Below are 15,242 nucleotides of genomic sequence, written 5' to 3' on the forward strand. Positions count from 1 at the left end.
GAATGCAGAGTGTGCCGGTGCCGCCACCTCGACCGAACGAGCGAGCGGTACACGTCTTCCAGACCGGCAGCCACCCGATGCCAGGTGAACAGGGACCGCACGCGTCGTATGCCGGCGCGGCCGAACGCCGCGGCAAGCGCGGGATTGCGATGCAGCGTCAGAAGCTTGTCCGCGAGTGCCGCAGGATCCTTGGGCGGAACCAGATAACCCGTCACGCCGTCTTCCACGGAGTGCTGGATGCCGCCCACGCCGCTTCCGATCACGGGCACTCCGCAGGCCATGGCCTCGAGCGGTGTGATGCCGAAGGGTTCGTACCAGGGCGTCGTCACGAAGACATCGGCCGCGCCATAGCAGGTGCGCAGGTCCGCGCCCTGACGATGGCCGAGAAACCGCACGCGGTCCTCGACGGCGAATTCCCGGGCGATCTGCCGCAGGCGCCCGATCTCGGGCGTGAGCGCCTCGTCCGGGACCGGAGAGTCTCCGCCCACGACGATGAGCCGGGCGCGCAGGTTTCGCGGCAGCAACGCCATGGAGCGGATCACGTTGTCGATGCCCTTGCGCGGGACCAGACGTCCCAGCTGCAGGACGACGAATTCGTCGTCCTGCAGGCCCAGTTGTTCGCGGGCGCGGGCACGGGGAACGGGAAAGAAATCGTTCACGTCCACGCCGCAGGGAACCATGGCGACGCGCGCGGGAAGGGCGCCGTAAAGCCGCGAAAGGTCTGCCGCATCCTGCGGGCACTCCGCGATGACACGGTCCGCGCGCCGCACCAGCGCGCGCTCGATGTTCGTGCGGGCAGTAGGAAACGCATCCGCCGATGCCTGGTGCTCCCGGCGCACGAGCCCCAGCGCATGAAAGGTCATGACCAGGGGCACACCCGACCGGTTCTGCAAACGCAGGCCCGCCAGTCCCGACATGAAGAAGTTCGCATGGAGGATGTCTGGCACGCCCGACGTGCGAAGGCGCGCTTCGAGGCGCGCCGTGAACTCCGGCATGTGAGGAAGAAGGCGTTCCTTCGGAACGAATTCACGAGGGCCCGCGGGCAGGTGATGTACGTGGACACCGGCATGCATGCACACCGTGGCGGGAAGTCCTGGCGCATCGGCGCGCGTGTACACGTCGACGCGATGGCCGAGCCTGCCCAGTTCCTTGGCGACGCGGGCGACATACACGTTCTGGCCGCCTGCATCGACGCTTCCCAGCGAGGCCAACGGAGAGGCGTGCTCGCTGACGAGAACGACGTGGAGCGGTTCGGTGCGCATGGAATGTCCTTTGCGGTGCGGTGTTGCGCCGGTGGCAATCAGCATGCCCCTGCAACGGCGCGGGCCACTCGTGCGGAGCCCTGGGGTGCGTGCGTGCGCGAAGGCGGGATCGTCCGCATGACATGCCCTCTCGTTTCATCGGTGCGCACGAGGGAGGGGCTTGCCGAATCGAGGACAGGGACCCGGTAAAACGCGGACGCGTCACGAACGGCGACGACCGTGGCACTCGTGACCAGCGCGGCCGTGGACCTGCGAGCGGTGGCACGGGTGCGTTCGGCACGGGGAGCGCCGACCTCTGCGTGACCCGGGTGCGAGGCGGAAACTCCGGCGCAATGAAAACGGACTGCCCGTGCGGCGGGGGAACCCGCGGCGACGACCCGATCCGGCGCGGCGATTCAGCGGACAGCCAGACGGGGAGCCGGTGTGCTGCGGGTCGTCCTGACGATCTTGATGATGCCGCACGCGATGCGCGTGCCCCCGCCGCCCAGCTTGGCAGGTTCGTCCGAATAGTTGTCCGCCCCTGCGTGGATGACGAGGGCGTGGTTGTTGAGATCGGACAGCTTGAGGCGCGCCGCAAGCACCGCCGTCTGTGCGTTGCCGCTCTCATCCACCTCCAGGACCGGGAGATCCCCCAGGTTACCCTCTTCCCGCGGCCCGCGATGACGCTTCGTTCCTCCGGGATCGAGATGCGGGCCGGCCGCCATGGCCGGCGCGGACTTGCCTTTCTCCGGATCCAGCGCCGGGCCGCAATCGGGCTTCTCGTGCACGTGGAAGCCGTGCGGACCGGGAGGCAGGCCCTTCAGCGCCGGAGTGAATGTCACGCCATCGGCGGTGGCCGAGATGACCACCGTGCCGATCGCCTCCTGCACGCCGTTCTCGTCCACCTTGTGCATGGTCACCTCGGTCGCCTGCGCGTAGACCTTCGTGCCCGTGCATACCAGCGCGGCGGCCAGGGCCAGCACAGGAGGAGCCGTACGCAATGCGTTCATGGTCAGTCCTCCCACCAGCGGGTGTCGAGCCGCTCCGGCAGTGCGTCGCGTCGTGACGCGCGGCGTCTGGGGCTCGCCTCGTCGCTTTCCTCCCAGCGGCCGAAGTCGCGCCGGCGGCCCGGCGCAAGGCTGCCTTCCTCGAACTTGCCGCCGTGGCGGCCTCGATGCTTGAGGGGGTCACCGAAGGTTCGCGTATCGCGTGAGGCCATGAGCATTCTCCAAGGGCGGCATCGAGCGGGAATCCGACAAGGCAATCGGCGTGCCCCCAGTGTGCCGAGGAACGCCAATTGCCCGGGTTCGCGGGATTCGGAGGGGCAGGTCATGGATGCGCAGCGCTGCGAGACGTGCGGAAACGAGACGGACAGGTGCTTCACCGTCAGCTGGCACGGCATTTCATACGCATTCGACTCGTTCGAATGCGCCATTCACAGGCTCGCGAGCATCTGCAGTCATTGCGGCTGCCGCATCATCGGCCATGGCGTGCAAGCGGGAGGCCGGACGTTCTGTTGCGAACACTGCTCGCGGATGGCCGGGCAGGGCATCGTGCTCGACCACGCATGAGACGTCTGCATGCCCTTGCCAGACCTCCCGGGGAGCCACTATCGTGGACTCCCGCCCATCCGCGGGGGCCGAGGGAGGGGCCGACTCACCGTCAGGCCCTTCCGAGATCCGACGCCGCCTCGACCGGACGATCCGGCCGGGGTGTCTCGGCCAGCCATGCCAGGTCCCTTTCTCCGTCTCCCAGATCGGCGCTTACCGGTGCAGCCGGCACAGGCGGAGACGGCTCGAGTGAATGCGTCATGTCCGGCTGGCGATTCGTGAAGGGGTTCATCTGTTCGCCTCCGTTCGCGGGGGCGAAATCGCGGCAATCCAAATGCCGAGCGGCGATACCGGACCTCCCCGTACGCGGAAGGGGCGCGCGATGACCGTGACCGGATGGCGCGGGCGTGCAGGTGCGAAGGGTTTCGTGACCCGCCCTGTGTGGATGGCGCTGGCGCTGGCGGTTCTGCCGTTGCTGCTGGCGTCCGGATATCTCGCGGCGCAGCAGGCAAAGGGAAACGCCCGCGCCGTGCAGACACGGGCGCTGCATGAGGCCGAAGCCGCGGCGCGGCGGCTCGACCGCGAGATCCTCGCCACCGTGGAGGTCCTGACTGCGCTGGAACGTTCCGGCTCATTCCTCGCGGAGAGGCAGGATCGTGACCGGATGCGCACGCTGGACGAGATCAGCCGCTCGCGCGACGGGTGGCGCAGTGTCTTCCTGCTGGATGCAGCGGGCCGGCCGACGCTCGACACCGCCGATCCGGGAGGTGGCGGCAGAGGAACGGCCTGTTACCCCGACACCGCCACGTTGCCACGCGAGGGCAACTGGGCTGCAAGCGGCTTCAGCGCGGAAGGGTCCCGGGACGGGGGCGCGTGCGTGCTGGTAGTCGTGCCGATGCGCGGGGGCCAGCGAGCGCCCGGATTCGCCTGCGCCCGCCTCGATCCTGCAAGCCTGCAACAGGCGCTCGTGGGGGCGCGCCTGGACGGTTTCGCGCTGACCGTGCGAGACGGCCGCCGCAACGTGGTCGTGCGCCGTGCCGCCGAGGCGGTCTACGCGGCGGACAAGGACGATGCGGTCCGTTTCGCCGCGTGGTCCTGGGAACCGCAGCGCGGACCCGCAGCGACACCCGGGCCGGACTATGGCGGTGTCGGCAGGCTCCGGTATGTGGCCTGGACGGTGGAGGCCGAACCGCTGCCGGACGTGGTGGATTCGGAAGTCGTGCGTCCCCTGCGGGTGTCGGTGGCGCTCATCGCCGGGGCGCTGTTCCTGGGTGTCGCGCTCGCATGGCCGGCCTTGCGCCGGGCCGTTCCCGTCGTGGCGCTTGCGGAGGCACCGGGTTCGCCACGATCCGCCGGACCGGGAATTCAGCAGGCCCGGGAGGCGCCGGGCATCCCCGAAGGTCCCGAGCAGGCGCCGCCGCATTCCCCGGCCATGGCGCCCGATGCGCAGAGCCGGCTGGAGGAGGAGCGGGCAGCCCGTCTGGCGGCCGAAGCCGCCAATCGTGCCAAGGACGGTTTCCTGCGGATGCTGGGTCACGAGCTGCGCAATCCTCTGGGCGCTCTCACCACCGCGATCGCGGTGCTCCAGCGTGTCGACCGCGCCAGCGCGGCGGCTGCCGACGCGCTCGCCATCGTCTCCCGTCAGACGGCGCAGCTGACGCGGCTGGTGGACGAACTGCTCGATGCCTCGCGCATCGTGTCCGGAAAGATCGCGCTGCAGCTCGAGGCGGTGGATCTGGCCCAGGCGGTGGGCAAGAGCACGTCCGTGGCGGCCGCGCAGGCCGGGGGCCGCCATCGCATCACCTTGCAGACCGAGCAGGCCTGGGTGCGGGCGGACCCGCTGCGGCTCGAGCAGATTCTCGGGCATCTCCTCGCGTATGCGACGAAACACGCGCCGCCATCGAGCACCATCGGTCTTTCAGTGCGTTCCGAAAGGAATGCGATGGTGCTGGAACTTTCCGACGAAGGTCCCGGCATTCCCCCGGACCTCATGGAACCGCCCGGAACCCCCGATGCCGAGCAGTTGCACGGCGGTGGTGGACGGCGTCCGGGAGGATTGGGCCTGGGTCTCACGCTTCTCAAGCGTCTGGTGGAACTCCATGGCGGGACCGTGGGCGCAGCGTCGTCGAGCAAGGGCGCGACGCTGACGCTGCGATTCCCTCCGATGGACGGGCAGGAGATCCCCGCGCGGATCCCGCCGTCGAAACGCGTGCTGATCATCGAGGACAACGCGGACGTGCGCGAAGCGCTGCGCACGATGCTCCATCTGGAGGGGCACCAGGTGAGCATCGCTTCGGACGGCCGGGCAGGGCTCGACAAGCTTCTTGGAGAAGTGCCCGACGCCGCCATCGTCGATCTGGGGCTGCCGGAGATGGACGGACTCGACCTGGCACGCCAGGCGCGTGCTGCGGGTTACTCCGGTCTGCTCATTGCCCTGTCCGGGTACGGACTGAAGGATTCCGCGCAATCGCTCAAGGAAACGGGATTCGACGCGCATCTGACCAAACCGGCCCCCATGGGCGTGCTGATGGAACTCATCGGCAGAGCTTCAGCGGCGGCAGGGAGCCGCCAGGTTTCCTGAGACTGGCTGAGAGCGAACGGCGGGCAGGGTGCGATCAGGCCCTGCGGATCGCACGGCAAGCCCAGGGGAAGCGGGAGACACACGACACACGGCTGCCGGAACGGGGGCCCTGGCTAGACGACTCTTTCGCGGGCACTCCGGCCCCGTTTGCCGGACCCGTCGTCCTGCTTCTTGATCACGCTCACGGTGCCGTCGCTCTCCATGATCGCCACCTTGATGTCCGCGTACTCGTCCACGCCCTGCTGACGCAGTTGCGCATTGAGTTCGTCGACGCTGACCAGTTCGCGTCTCATGTTCTGCCGCAGCAGGCGTCCGTCGCGAACCAGGGGCAAGGGCGCAGGTTCGAGGATTCGCCGCACCGCGGGAAAACGGAATGCGAGCCAGTCCAGCAGCAGGTTCCAGCCGCCGATCGTGCCCACGAGGACGATGCCGTACGTGATCGATTCGTAGCCGCCCGCCATCGCATTCTGGGAAGCGTCGGCGATGAGCACGAGGAGCAGCACGTCCGCGATCGCGATGGATCCCACGTCCCGGCGAAGCAGGAAACGGAAGAGCACGAAGAGAACCCAGTACATCACCGTGCCGCGGATCATCAGTTCCCAGGGCGGCAGGGTCACCGCGAAGAGCTGAGTCCAGCTGCCGGTCATCGGTCACGACGGAAAAGACGCACCAGCACCGGACCGGCCGCGGAGATGCCCAGGACCGCCAACCGGTCCTTCAGCACGCCGTGGAAACGTTGCGGCAACACCATCCACGCGCGCAACGCAAGCCAGTGCCATGGCAGCGTGGAGTACCAGGGGCTCCGTTGCGCCCGCGGGCGCCTGCGGCCTGGCGTGCCTCCTGCCGGATCCTTGCCCGCTGGCGACCGGTCCGAACGCCGGTGTCGGTGCCACAAGTACCACGCCCCCAGGCCGCCCGCGGCGGCGAGGGCGGCACCGAAGGCGATCGTCCGCAGACGTCGACGCACGCTCCGGCGCGCAGTGGGGAGAAGCAATCCTGCGAGCCGGCGCACGCGTTCGTCCCGCTCGATCACCGCGATTTCTGCGGCGGCGGCGCCGGAGTCCACGGCGCCGGGCCACCAGGAGGCCAGTCCGCGGGGGCGCGCTGGCACGATCGCGCGGGGGGCAGTCACCGGACGAGCCTCACGAGGCCGCTCGGGCGCCCGCCGCGCCAGCCGGCACGGCGGCTTCCGTCGCGGGCCGTTGCGGTTCGATGGAAGGCGCCAGCGTGAGGCGCCGCATCGTCGCGGAAAGATTGACGTGCCGGGCAAGCCGCTTTGCGAGGCCCGCCAGGAGAGCCGTGGTGAGAAGGTTGGCGGCAACGATCAGGAGACAGACCCCGCCAGGGCTCGCTCCCGCCTGGAGCAGGAGCCAGCCGATGCCCGCCCATATCGCCAGCCATGCCGTGCAGAGGAGTACACCGGAGGCCACGACCAGCATGCCGAGCCATGCGAGCGCGATGGCGGCCCGCCGCAGTTCCAGGGCCAGCAGGTGGACGCGGTCCGACACGAGGCCCGGCAGCTCGCCCAGCAGTTGCTGGACCAGGCCCGAGAGCCCGGGCGAGGCGCCGTCCGACGCCGTGCCGCCGCCGGACGCCGCTCCCGCACGAGACTCGCTGGCGCGGGGATCCGCCGCGGAGGCGGGCGAAGGGGTCGGTGTTTCCATGCCTTCAGCGGGATGACGACGCGATGAGCCTGCTCAGGAGCATGCCCGCCGCCACCGCCAGTCCGATGGTGAGGAGCGGATGCGCGCGAACGGTGGAGCGCACCGATTCCAGCATCTCGCGTTCCATTTCGGCGATCTCGCCTGCGCCTTCCTGCACGGTCTGCGCGGTGCTCTGGGCGCCCGACTTGACGCGATCGACTGCGGTCTCGATCCGCCGGGCGACGTTGTCGACAGCTGCGTGGGCGCCCTGCACCGCACGTTGCATGGCAGATGGCGAGGAACCACTGCCGTTGCCGCTGTTCGAAGGCACTTCCTGATTGGACGTCGGATAGGGCGAATCGGTCATGGAAGAAGTGGAGGGAGTGGCCATGCTGTTCTCCTTAACGAAAGAAATTGAACGATCGAACCCGGAAGCGCGTTTCGGCTACGGCCGCAACCGTGCTGGCGCGCCTCCCTGGAACAATTACCGGATGCGCCGTGCGCTCATCGCGCCTTGCCACGGCGGAACATGTTGACAACCGCGAGCAAGACGATGGCGCCGAGCAGCGACACCACGAGTGCGCCCATGCTGAATGCGTTCTGGTTGATGGTGGGTACACCCACCAGGGGCGATATGACCCATCCTGCGATGGCCGCACCGACGATGCCCACGACGACATTGAGGAACACTCCCTGCTGTCCGTCCGTGCGCATGATCATGCTCGCCACCCAGCCGATGAGACCCCCGACCACCAACCACACGATGAAATTGACCATGATCCCCGACCTCCTTCGTTTGACTGGACACGTTGCCTGGGCCGGTGGGGGCAATCGGGGTGCCCGTTCACAATGGCGCCGTGTCGCACTTGAGCACCCGTCCCATGTAGTCGAGCGCGGCCTCCTTGCGCTCCGGCGACTCCGCGGCCGTGCAGTTGGCGGGGACGCGGATGCGGTAGCCCCTGATGTAGGCGTCCATGGCCGTGAGCTGCACGCAGATGTCGGCGGTGAGGCCGGTGAGGATCAGCTCCTGTGCGTGCAGTTGCGTGAGCAGAAGATCCAGGGGCGTGCCGTAGAACGCGCTGTGTCGTGGCTTGAGAATCGTCAGTTCGGGTCCCTCCGGGGCGAGCATCCGCGCAATTTCTCCCGGCGGGCCTTGCATTCCTGTACAACGTCGTAGTACATCGGAAAACTCCGATTGCCAGATGCCGTAGTTGTCATTCGCGTAGACCGTGGAAAAGCGCTCCCGCATGAGGGCGTGTTTCAGGCGAAGAGCCGCACCGCCGCCGCCACTGCCTCCGTGGCGAGACGGTCCGCACCTGCAAATTGCAACGGGTTGATGAAGTCCACCAGCAACAGCACGATCCGGCTCTCGGCGAGCTGTTCGTGAGCGGTGCCTACATCACTTCGAGGGCGCAGAGGAGGGGCGGCCAGCATGATCGACGCATCGGCTCCATGAAGTGCGGCCGCGCCGGAGGCGGCCCAGGGAAACCGCATGGCAAGTCCCATTCCGGGCGGTGGCCACAAGCCGGCCGTCTGACCAGAGGAAGCAACTCATGAAGCACGTATTGATCGTCGACGACGAAGTGGACACCGCCAACATGATGGCGACACTGATTGCCGCCGAGGGTTTCACGGTCGCGAATGCGGGGAGTCTCCGTGATGCGCGCCGGCAGATCGCGATGCAGAAGCCGGACGTTCTGTTGCTGGATCTCGTGCTGCCCGACGGAGACGGCATGGATCTGCTGAAGGAGAACGAGGCGCTGCGCGACTGCGAGGTCGTCCTCATCACCGGACACGCGTCGCTCGAGACGTCCATCGAGGCTCTCCGGCTGGGTGTGAGCGACTATGTCGTCAAGCCGATCAGTCCCAAAGCAGCTCCAGGGCATCCTCTCCAGAGTCATGCCGCCGTCCGTGCTCAAGGCGGAGATCAACTCGCTCTCGGCGGAGTCGGAACGGTCCGGACACTTCGGCCACCTGTGGGGCCGGTCGCAGACGATGAAGCGTGTGTACGAACAGATCTCGCGGGTGGCCGGCACGGCGATCACCGTGCTCATCACCGGGGAGAGTGGAACGGGCAAGGAACTCGTCGCCAGAACCATTCACGACCTGAGCCGACGGCGCAAGCAAGCGTTCCTGGCCGTCAACTGCGGCGCCATCTCACCCAATCTCATCGAAAGCGAGATCTTCGGCCACGAAGGGCAGCTTCACGGGGCCGACCGGCAACATCAGGGCTTCTTCGAGCGCGCCCATGGAGGCACGCTGTTTCTCGACGAAGTGACGGAGATACTCCCGGAATTGCAGGTGAAGCTCCTGCGCGTGCTGGAAACCGGCATGTTCATGCGAGTGGGTTCGACGCAGGAACGGCCCACGGACGTGCGCATCATCGCCGCCACCAACCGCAAGCCGGTGGAGGCGGTCGCGGCAGGACGCATGCGGGCGGACCTCATGTATCGCCTGGACGTGTTCCCCATTCCCGTGCCGCCGTTGCGGGACAGGCTGGAGGACATTCCCCTGCTCGCGCAGCATTTCCTCAACGACATCTGCGCGGAGGAAGGCGTGCAGAAGAAGTTCACGCCTGGAGCGGCCGCGTTGCTGTCCCGCTATCACTGGCCCGGCAACGTGAGGGAATTGCGCAACGTGGTGCAGCGGGCCTTCGTCATGGCCGAAGGCGACACCATCGACGACACCTGGCTGTTCGTGGAGCCGCCGGCGTCCCCGGCAGCTCCATCGCACTCGCCGTCGCAGGCGTCCATCACGGTCCCCATCGGAACTTCCATGGCCGATGCGGAGCGGGAGCTCATCCTCGCGACGCTGCGCCACTACAACAATCACAAGGAACGCACGGCAGCCGTGCTCCGTGTCAGTCTCAAGACGCTCTACAACCGGTTGAAGGAGTACTCCAGCGACCGGCCGGACGCCGATTCCTACGGGGATGCGAGCAACGGAGAGCCGCTGATCCGCTGATCTTCCGGCCGCGGGAAGATCGCGGCTGGTCCCTCGATTGCCGCGTTGCCGGCTCCTGATTCGTCGTGGAGCCGGTCAAATGGAAAGCAAGGCAAAGATTCTCGGGCATCCGGTCCATCCGATGCTCGTCGTCTTCCGCTCAGTCTGCTCGCGACGGCCGTCGTCTTCGATCTCATCCACCTTGCCACCCGCAACATGCAGTGGTCCATCGCGGCCTACTACATGATCGCGGCCGGGGTCATCGGCGCCCTGGTGGCCGCCCCGTTCGGCGCCGTGGACCTCATGGCGGTGCCCCGGGGCACGCGAGCCCGCAGGATCGGTGCGGTGCACGGCGCGGGCAACGCCGCGGTGGTGCTGCTGTTCGCCGGCAGCTGGGCCCTGCGCCCGGCCGCCACGGTGGTGCCCAGCGATCTCGCGCTGACGTTGTCGTTCGCCGGCGCGTCGCTCGCCGTCGTCACCGCGTGGCTCGGCGGCGAGCTTGTATCGCGCCTTGGCATCGGCGTCTCCGACACCGCGAACGTCAACGCACCCAGCTCTCTCGAGGGCGAGCCGCGGGAGCGCCGGATGGACACGTCCGATCCACGCACCTTCCCCGACTGATCGAAGACCGCTGTCTGCGGGAATACCGGTTGCCCAGTTCGTCCCGCACGCATTGAGGGGCACGGGGATCGGCGATCGTTCCCCCCGCCGCTCAGTGTGCCCCAACCGCCAATACGAAGGAGTCTCTTCATGAAAGCATCATTGATCTGCGCGGCGCTCGGCGCTGTCGCCCTTGGGGCGAGCACATACGTGTGGTCCCAGGATTCCACCACCACTTCATCGGATTCCAGCAGCACCTCGATGGATTCATCGTCGTCCCGTCATGGACGATGGGACGATGCGGACGGCGACTCCCGGCCGAAGGGCTGGCTGCCGTACACCTCGTACGGCTACTTCGGCGCCAATTTCGGCAGCTCCGACTACGACCTGGGCGGGTGTGCTCCCGGCACGTCCTGCGAAGGGAACAATTTCGGCTTCAAGGTATACGGGGGCGGACGGCTCAACCGGATGCTGGGGCTCGAACTGTCGTGCAAGTGGATCTCTCTTCTCAGGAACGGTGGGACGCAACAACGGCGACACCTGGGGCACGGCCTTGACCTCGGTCTTGTCGCCAACGCACCCATGGGTCCGGTCAACGTGTTTGCGAAGCTCGGTGGCGTGTACGGCTGGACGCACCAGAGCTCGCCCATCGCGGGCGTGGCGACCGGAAAGAATGCGGATCTCGACATCAGCTACGGGCTCGGCGCCCAGTTCGACGTGACTCGCAAGCTGGCCATCCGTGGCGACTGGGACGTCTACCGCCTGACCTTCGCCTCCGGACGCGAGAACGTTTTCGCTCTACTCGCTGGGCGTCGTCTACAAGTACTGACGCACCCCGGCGGTTCGATGCCTCTTCTTCCCGGGAACCCCGGCGGGGAAGAGGTTTCTTATTGCCACACGGCCGCATCCCCCGGGTCCGGCCGCGGAGATCCGCGAACCTACGGGCGTGGCATGGCTGATCGCGACGGCGAGGACTATCCCGGAGACGCTTCCCTGCTCGTTCACGGATTCCCTCCGATCGAACGGCCGGGGTCGCGCGTTCTCGTGCTGGGCAGCATGCCGGGGATCGCTTCGCTCAGAATCCGGCGTTACTACGCGCATCCCCGAAACCTGTTCTGGACCATGGCCGGATTCTGGCTCGGCTTTGACGCGGGCTCCGACTACGGCACGCGCGTGGCGTCCGTGATGACAGCGGGAGTGGCGTTGTGGGACGTCCTGCGCTCGTGCAAGCGCAAGTCCAGCCTGGACACCCACATCGAACCCGCCAGCGTCGTGCCGAACTATCATCGCCACCTTTCTCTCGAGGCATCGCCAGATACGGCGCATCTGCTTCAACGGGGTGGAAAGCGGAGATGCTCTACCGGCGCTTCGGTTTTCACGACCTGCCTGCCGCCCGCGATCTCGAGCTTCTCCGTCTGCCGTCCACGAGCCCTGCCAACATCGCGCTCGATTTCGAGACCAAGCGCGATGCATGGCGGTTCATTCATCCGGACGTCAAGCTGGTGGAGTGAGGCGCAGCGACGCAGAGGTTCTGCCTGCGATCCGGCAGCGTTACCGCCGGGTCCGGGATTCTGCCTCCGGCCGGTCCTCTTCCTTGGCGGGCGGCTTTCCCGCGTCCGGAGGGCGCGCGCCGTTGACCACCGGACCGCGGGTGGCCGGATCGATGGGCGGTTCACCAGGTCAGGATGATCGGTGCGGATCGAGTCCGGATCGAACGCCGTGCCGCGCTTGCCGCCCGGATCCGGGCCCATGGCGACGAATGCATTGGCGGCCCCGGCGTTTGCCGGGCCTTGCAGACCGGCAAGCGACAGCACCAACGCCCCGACGGCCCAACCACTGCGGTGATGCCGATTCATGGCTGAAACATCTCCTGTAGGAGGCGGGCAGCGGGAGAGCCGTGTGCCGATGGAACGGGTCATCCCGATCCTTCCGGCCGGCCGCAACACGAGGAATGCCCGCGCATGAAAAATGAATGCCGATCGTACCGCCACTTCCCGCGGGAACGCGCCATCCCCGCCGCGGGAACGATCCGCGCATGGGTATTGATTGCCTGCCTTTCGCTGAGTTCTTGCGTGTCGATATCCGACAAGGCGGTGGAGTGGACGTACGACCGGTCCCCCTGGTTGCTTGAGCAGCGCATCGGTCAGTATGTCGATCTCACCTCCACCCAGGAAGATTCGCTCGAACCGATACTGGACCGGGTGCACGACTGGCACCGGGCGCAGGAACTGCCGTCCTACGCGCGGATGCTCGAACGGGTCGCCGATCCCGCGTGGGCGGGTGTCACGAGAGGCCGACGTGCACATGTTCCTGGAAGAAGCGCGGCGGCATCTGGCGTCGACGTCGACCCGACTGGTGAGCGCACTCGATCCGGTCACCCGCACGCTCACACCCGTCAGGCGGACAGATCTCGACGCGGTTCTCAGAAATGAACGGTTCCAGCGGGACCTCCTGCGCCAGACGCGAGCGCGGCCGTTTCGCGAACGTACCGAGCGCGTCAAGGATCATCTGGAGCGATGGACGGGCCCCTTGAACGACACCCAGGAAGCGCTGATCGCCGACCTCAACCGCCGTACGGCGGGATTCCCGTCGGTGCGGCTCGCGGAACGGAAGAAGCTCCAGCGCGCATTCGTGGACAGCGTGACCCGTGGGTCCGATGGGCCCCTGCGATCCGCCGCGCTCCTGGCCTTGCTGAGCACACCGTCGACGTCGCCCGATGCCGCCTACCGCTCGGCCTTGAGAGCCTACGACCGGGAATTCGCCCGCACACTGGTGCAGCTTTCAGGCACGCTCACGCCGCGACAGCGCCAGACGGCCGTCGAGCGGCTGCGCCGCGTCGGGCGACATCTGGTGACGCTGTCCGGCCCGGACAGCCGCAGTCCACGAACGGGCGACCACCGGCGTCACCGGCGGGAACGGATGTGGCTGGTCCGCGGGCGGCAGATCGGCATCGTCTTCGGGCACCGGATCCGGATCGTCGATGGGGGGAGGCGGCTGTTCGGGTTCCTTGATCGGACGGGGCATGATCGGTGGACTCGCCTGTTGGTTGATTGAAGATGCCGTGGGGTTCAGCGTGTGTTGCCGAGCCCTTCCAGCAGCGAACTCAGGTCCTCGGCGTGCTCCTCTTCCCGTGCGAGCACCTCCTCGAGCATCCTGCGCGTGGTGGGATCGCGGTCCTTGAGGTACGCGATCATTTCGAGATAGCTCTCTATGGCGACGCGTTTCCGCGACCAGATCTTCGCGAATCATGTCGATGAGGGAACCGCCCTCCACATACTCGGAATGGCTGCGCATGGCGAGGCCATCGGGCGAGAAGTCGGGTTCTCCGCCCAGTTGCACGATCCGGCTGGCGATGAGGTCGGCGTGCTGCTGCTCCTCGTTCGCGTGCTCCAGGAATTCCGCTGCGACGGGTTCCGCATGGATTCCCTTGGCCATGAAGTAGTGCCGCTTGTAACGCAGCACGCAGATGATCTCGGTGGCCAGGGCCTCGTTCAGCAGCTTGACCACCTGCTCGACATCGGCGCCGTAGCCTCGGTCACGGCCCCTGTTCCATGTGTTCGCGGGCGCGACGGCGCAACGTCTCTGACGTCGCTCAGGAAGACGGTGTTGAAATTCTCCACGGCGTCTCGTTGGAATGTTCAGCGCATCGCAGGCGGCAATCGCGCGCCCGCGCGTCCGTCGTTCAGCTAAACCTGCGCGTTCTGGTCCTCGTCGTGTTCCCCGGGCACCTTCCAGATACGCCTTGGCCGCGCGGACGACGAAGCGCAGTCCGCGCGAGCCGCTGTATCCCCGATACTCTCGCCTTCGGGTGGGGTCCGAACTGGATGAGGCACAGATCCGGATCATCCTTGCCCCGCGGAAACCAGAGCTTCCAGCTGTCCTTCCACAGCCGGTCGATGCGTTCGCGGTCCGTGTCGATGCGGGCGAATCCGGACAGCGACGCGAACCGGTCCTTCTCCTGCACCGCCACCGCGGCATGAGGATCCGCGGTCAGCTCGCGCACCTTGGCCGCGTCCAGATCGGTGCAGAAGTAGAGCGTTCCGTCGTCCTGCACTTCGGCCAGCGCCATGGGCCGGCCGCACAGCATGCCCCTGGCGCTGCGTGTGAAGAGCATGGCCGTCTCGAAGTCCTGCAGCATGCCGATGAGATGGTCGCGTTTGTCCATGAGTTCCTCCTGGCGGTGTTGCGCCACGGCAGAGGGGCGGCGACGGGGACCCTGCCTGCCGGGCACGGGTGTGCCGCGACTCCGCCGGGACGCCAGCGTGTCGCGGAATTCGTTGCGCAAACCGGCTTCATCGGGTAAGCAGCAGCACAGATGATTCATGCGACCGGTGACCTTCGATGAATGACAGGGATGACGCTGGTCGGACAGTGCCTCCGCCGCCATGCTGGAGGTGATGGACCGGTTGCCTGTCGGTATTGCCGTCATGAACCGTGACGGGCGATGCAGGATGGCCAACGCGCACATGCGCAGACTCGCCGGCACGGCATGCCCCGATCTGGAAGATCTGTCATCGGGCCGCTGGCAGGGCTACGACCGGAACGGTCTGCCGCTCGCGCCCGGACGCCATCCGTTGTCCCGGGCGCTGCAGGACGGCATCGCGGCCGAGGAGGATTTCCTGCACCGGGACGACGATGGTTCTCAGCGGTGGGTTCATCTGTCCGTGTCGCTCCTGCGCGATGA

12 protein-coding genes and 7 pseudogenes are annotated in these 15,242 nt (G+C 67.1%); 7 read left to right on the forward strand and 12 right to left on the reverse strand.

Annotation, left to right across the window (positions count from 1 at the left end):
• Positions 1 to 38: 38 nt before the first annotated feature.
• From IPK20_18490 to IPK20_18500, 3 genes and pseudogenes are all read right to left on the reverse strand, one after another.
• Positions 39 to 1,307 (reverse strand): annotated as a pseudogene (locus IPK20_18490) (glycosyltransferase family 1 protein).
• Between the two features lie 350 nt (positions 1,308 to 1,657).
• Positions 1,658 to 2,251 (reverse strand): superoxide dismutase family protein, encoded by a 594-nt coding sequence (locus IPK20_18495; protein ID MBK8018508.1) that lies wholly within the window; start codon positions 2,249 to 2,251, stop codon positions 1,658 to 1,660.
• 2 nt (positions 2,252 to 2,253) lie between these two features.
• Complete coding sequence (locus IPK20_18500) at positions 2,254 to 2,460, reverse strand: hypothetical protein (GenBank protein ID MBK8018509.1); 207 nt, start codon at positions 2,458 to 2,460, stop codon at positions 2,254 to 2,256.
• Between the two features lie 112 nt (positions 2,461 to 2,572).
• Here IPK20_18500 and IPK20_18505 point away from each other — a divergent pair, with 112 nt between their 5' ends.
• A complete protein-coding gene (locus IPK20_18505; GenBank protein ID MBK8018510.1) occupies positions 2,573 to 2,812 on the forward strand; it encodes a hypothetical protein in 240 nt (79 codons plus the stop codon).
• Between the two features lie 361 nt (positions 2,813 to 3,173).
• Positions 3,174 to 5,372, forward strand: a complete 2,199-nt coding sequence (locus IPK20_18510; protein MBK8018511.1) for a response regulator — start codon at positions 3,174 to 3,176, stop codon at positions 5,370 to 5,372.
• 113 nt (positions 5,373 to 5,485) lie between these two features.
• Here IPK20_18510 and IPK20_18515 read toward each other — a convergent pair whose 3' ends face one another.
• The 6 genes and pseudogenes from IPK20_18515 to IPK20_18540 all read right to left on the reverse strand — a co-directional run bounded on the left by IPK20_18515 (position 5,486) and on the right by IPK20_18540 (position 8,449).
• A complete protein-coding gene (locus tag IPK20_18515; protein MBK8018512.1) occupies positions 5,486 to 6,019 on the reverse strand; it encodes a DUF421 domain-containing protein in 534 nt (177 codons plus the stop codon).
• On the reverse strand, positions 6,016 to 6,504 hold the full coding sequence (locus IPK20_18520; protein MBK8018513.1) for a hypothetical protein: 489 nt from the start codon (positions 6,502 to 6,504) through the stop codon (positions 6,016 to 6,018). The genes IPK20_18515 and IPK20_18520 overlap by 4 nt, the downstream gene beginning before the upstream one ends.
• Before the next feature lie 10 nt (positions 6,505 to 6,514).
• A complete protein-coding gene (locus IPK20_18525; GenBank protein ID MBK8018514.1) occupies positions 6,515 to 7,036 on the reverse strand; it encodes a phage holin family protein in 522 nt (173 codons plus the stop codon).
• 4 nt (positions 7,037 to 7,040) lie between these two features.
• Positions 7,041 to 7,406: a hypothetical protein gene (locus IPK20_18530; protein ID MBK8018515.1), complete on the reverse strand. Its 366-nt coding sequence runs from the start codon at positions 7,404 to 7,406 to the stop codon at positions 7,041 to 7,043.
• A gap of 113 nt (positions 7,407 to 7,519) precedes the next feature.
• Positions 7,520 to 7,792 carry a GlsB/YeaQ/YmgE family stress response membrane protein gene (locus IPK20_18535; GenBank protein MBK8018516.1) on the reverse strand — a complete coding sequence of 91 codons (273 nt, stop codon included), beginning with the start codon at positions 7,790 to 7,792 and terminating at the stop codon, positions 7,520 to 7,522.
• A 67-nt stretch (positions 7,793 to 7,859) separates the two neighbouring features.
• Positions 7,860 to 8,449 (reverse strand): annotated as a pseudogene (locus IPK20_18540) (cysteine hydrolase).
• A gap of 119 nt (positions 8,450 to 8,568) precedes the next feature.
• On the opposite strand from IPK20_18540, the pseudogene IPK20_18545 reads away from it, so the two are divergent.
• The 5 genes and pseudogenes from IPK20_18545 to IPK20_18565 all read left to right on the forward strand — a co-directional run bounded on the left by IPK20_18545 (position 8,569) and on the right by IPK20_18565 (position 13,612).
• Positions 8,569 to 9,979 (forward strand): annotated as a pseudogene (locus IPK20_18545) (sigma-54-dependent Fis family transcriptional regulator).
• 79 nt (positions 9,980 to 10,058) lie between these two features.
• A pseudogene (locus IPK20_18550) lies at positions 10,059 to 10,579 on the forward strand (DUF2231 domain-containing protein).
• Positions 10,580 to 10,708: 129 nt separating this feature from the next.
• Positions 10,709 to 11,326 (forward strand): annotated as a pseudogene (locus tag IPK20_18555) (outer membrane beta-barrel protein).
• 183 nt (positions 11,327 to 11,509) lie between these two features.
• Positions 11,510 to 12,069: pseudogene (locus tag IPK20_18560) on the forward strand (DNA-deoxyinosine glycosylase).
• A 787-nt stretch (positions 12,070 to 12,856) separates the two neighbouring features.
• On the forward strand, positions 12,857 to 13,612 hold the full coding sequence (locus IPK20_18565; GenBank protein MBK8018517.1) for a hypothetical protein: 756 nt from the start codon (positions 12,857 to 12,859) through the stop codon (positions 13,610 to 13,612).
• A gap of 14 nt (positions 13,613 to 13,626) precedes the next feature.
• Here the strand turns inward: IPK20_18565 and IPK20_18570 are convergent.
• From IPK20_18570 to IPK20_18580, 3 genes and pseudogenes are all read right to left on the reverse strand, one after another.
• Positions 13,627 to 14,111 (reverse strand): annotated as a pseudogene (locus tag IPK20_18570) (bacterioferritin).
• 129 nt (positions 14,112 to 14,240) lie between these two features.
• Positions 14,241 to 14,723: a pyridoxamine 5'-phosphate oxidase family protein gene (locus IPK20_18575; protein ID MBK8018518.1), complete on the reverse strand. Its 483-nt coding sequence runs from the start codon at positions 14,721 to 14,723 to the stop codon at positions 14,241 to 14,243.
• Positions 14,724 to 15,069: 346 nt separating this feature from the next.
• On the reverse strand, positions 15,070 to 15,216 hold the full coding sequence (locus IPK20_18580) for a hypothetical protein (protein MBK8018519.1): 147 nt from the start codon (positions 15,214 to 15,216) through the stop codon (positions 15,070 to 15,072).
• Between the last annotated feature and the right edge of the window lie 26 nt (positions 15,217 to 15,242).

The sequence above is a fragment of the Betaproteobacteria bacterium genome, assembly GCA_016713305.1.
Taxonomy (GTDB): Bacteria; Pseudomonadota; Gammaproteobacteria; order Burkholderiales.

Coding starts and splice junctions, on each gene's coding strand:
- IPK20_18495 (MBK8018508.1), bottom strand. CDS start 2,251: ATGAACGCATTGCGTACGGCTCCTCCTGTGCTGGCCCTGGCCGCCGCG.
- IPK20_18500 (MBK8018509.1), bottom strand. CDS start 2,460: ATGGCCTCACGCGATACGCGAACCTTCGGTGACCCCCTCAAGCATCGA.
- IPK20_18505 (MBK8018510.1), top strand. CDS start 2,573: ATGGATGCGCAGCGCTGCGAGACGTGCGGAAACGAGACGGACAGGTGC.
- IPK20_18510 (MBK8018511.1), top strand. CDS start 3,174: ATGACCGTGACCGGATGGCGCGGGCGTGCAGGTGCGAAGGGTTTCGTG.
- IPK20_18515 (MBK8018512.1), bottom strand. CDS start 6,019: ATGACCGGCAGCTGGACTCAGCTCTTCGCGGTGACCCTGCCGCCCTGG.
- IPK20_18525 (MBK8018514.1), bottom strand. CDS start 7,036: ATGGAAACACCGACCCCTTCGCCCGCCTCCGCGGCGGATCCCCGCGCC.
- IPK20_18530 (MBK8018515.1), bottom strand. CDS start 7,406: ATGGCCACTCCCTCCACTTCTTCCATGACCGATTCGCCCTATCCGACG.
- IPK20_18535 (MBK8018516.1), bottom strand. CDS start 7,792: ATGGTCAATTTCATCGTGTGGTTGGTGGTCGGGGGTCTCATCGGCTGG.
- IPK20_18575 (MBK8018518.1), bottom strand. CDS start 14,723: ATGGACAAACGCGACCATCTCATCGGCATGCTGCAGGACTTCGAGACG.
- IPK20_18580 (MBK8018519.1), bottom strand. CDS start 15,216: ATGAACCCACCGCTGAGAACCATCGTCGTCCCGGTGCAGGAAATCCTC.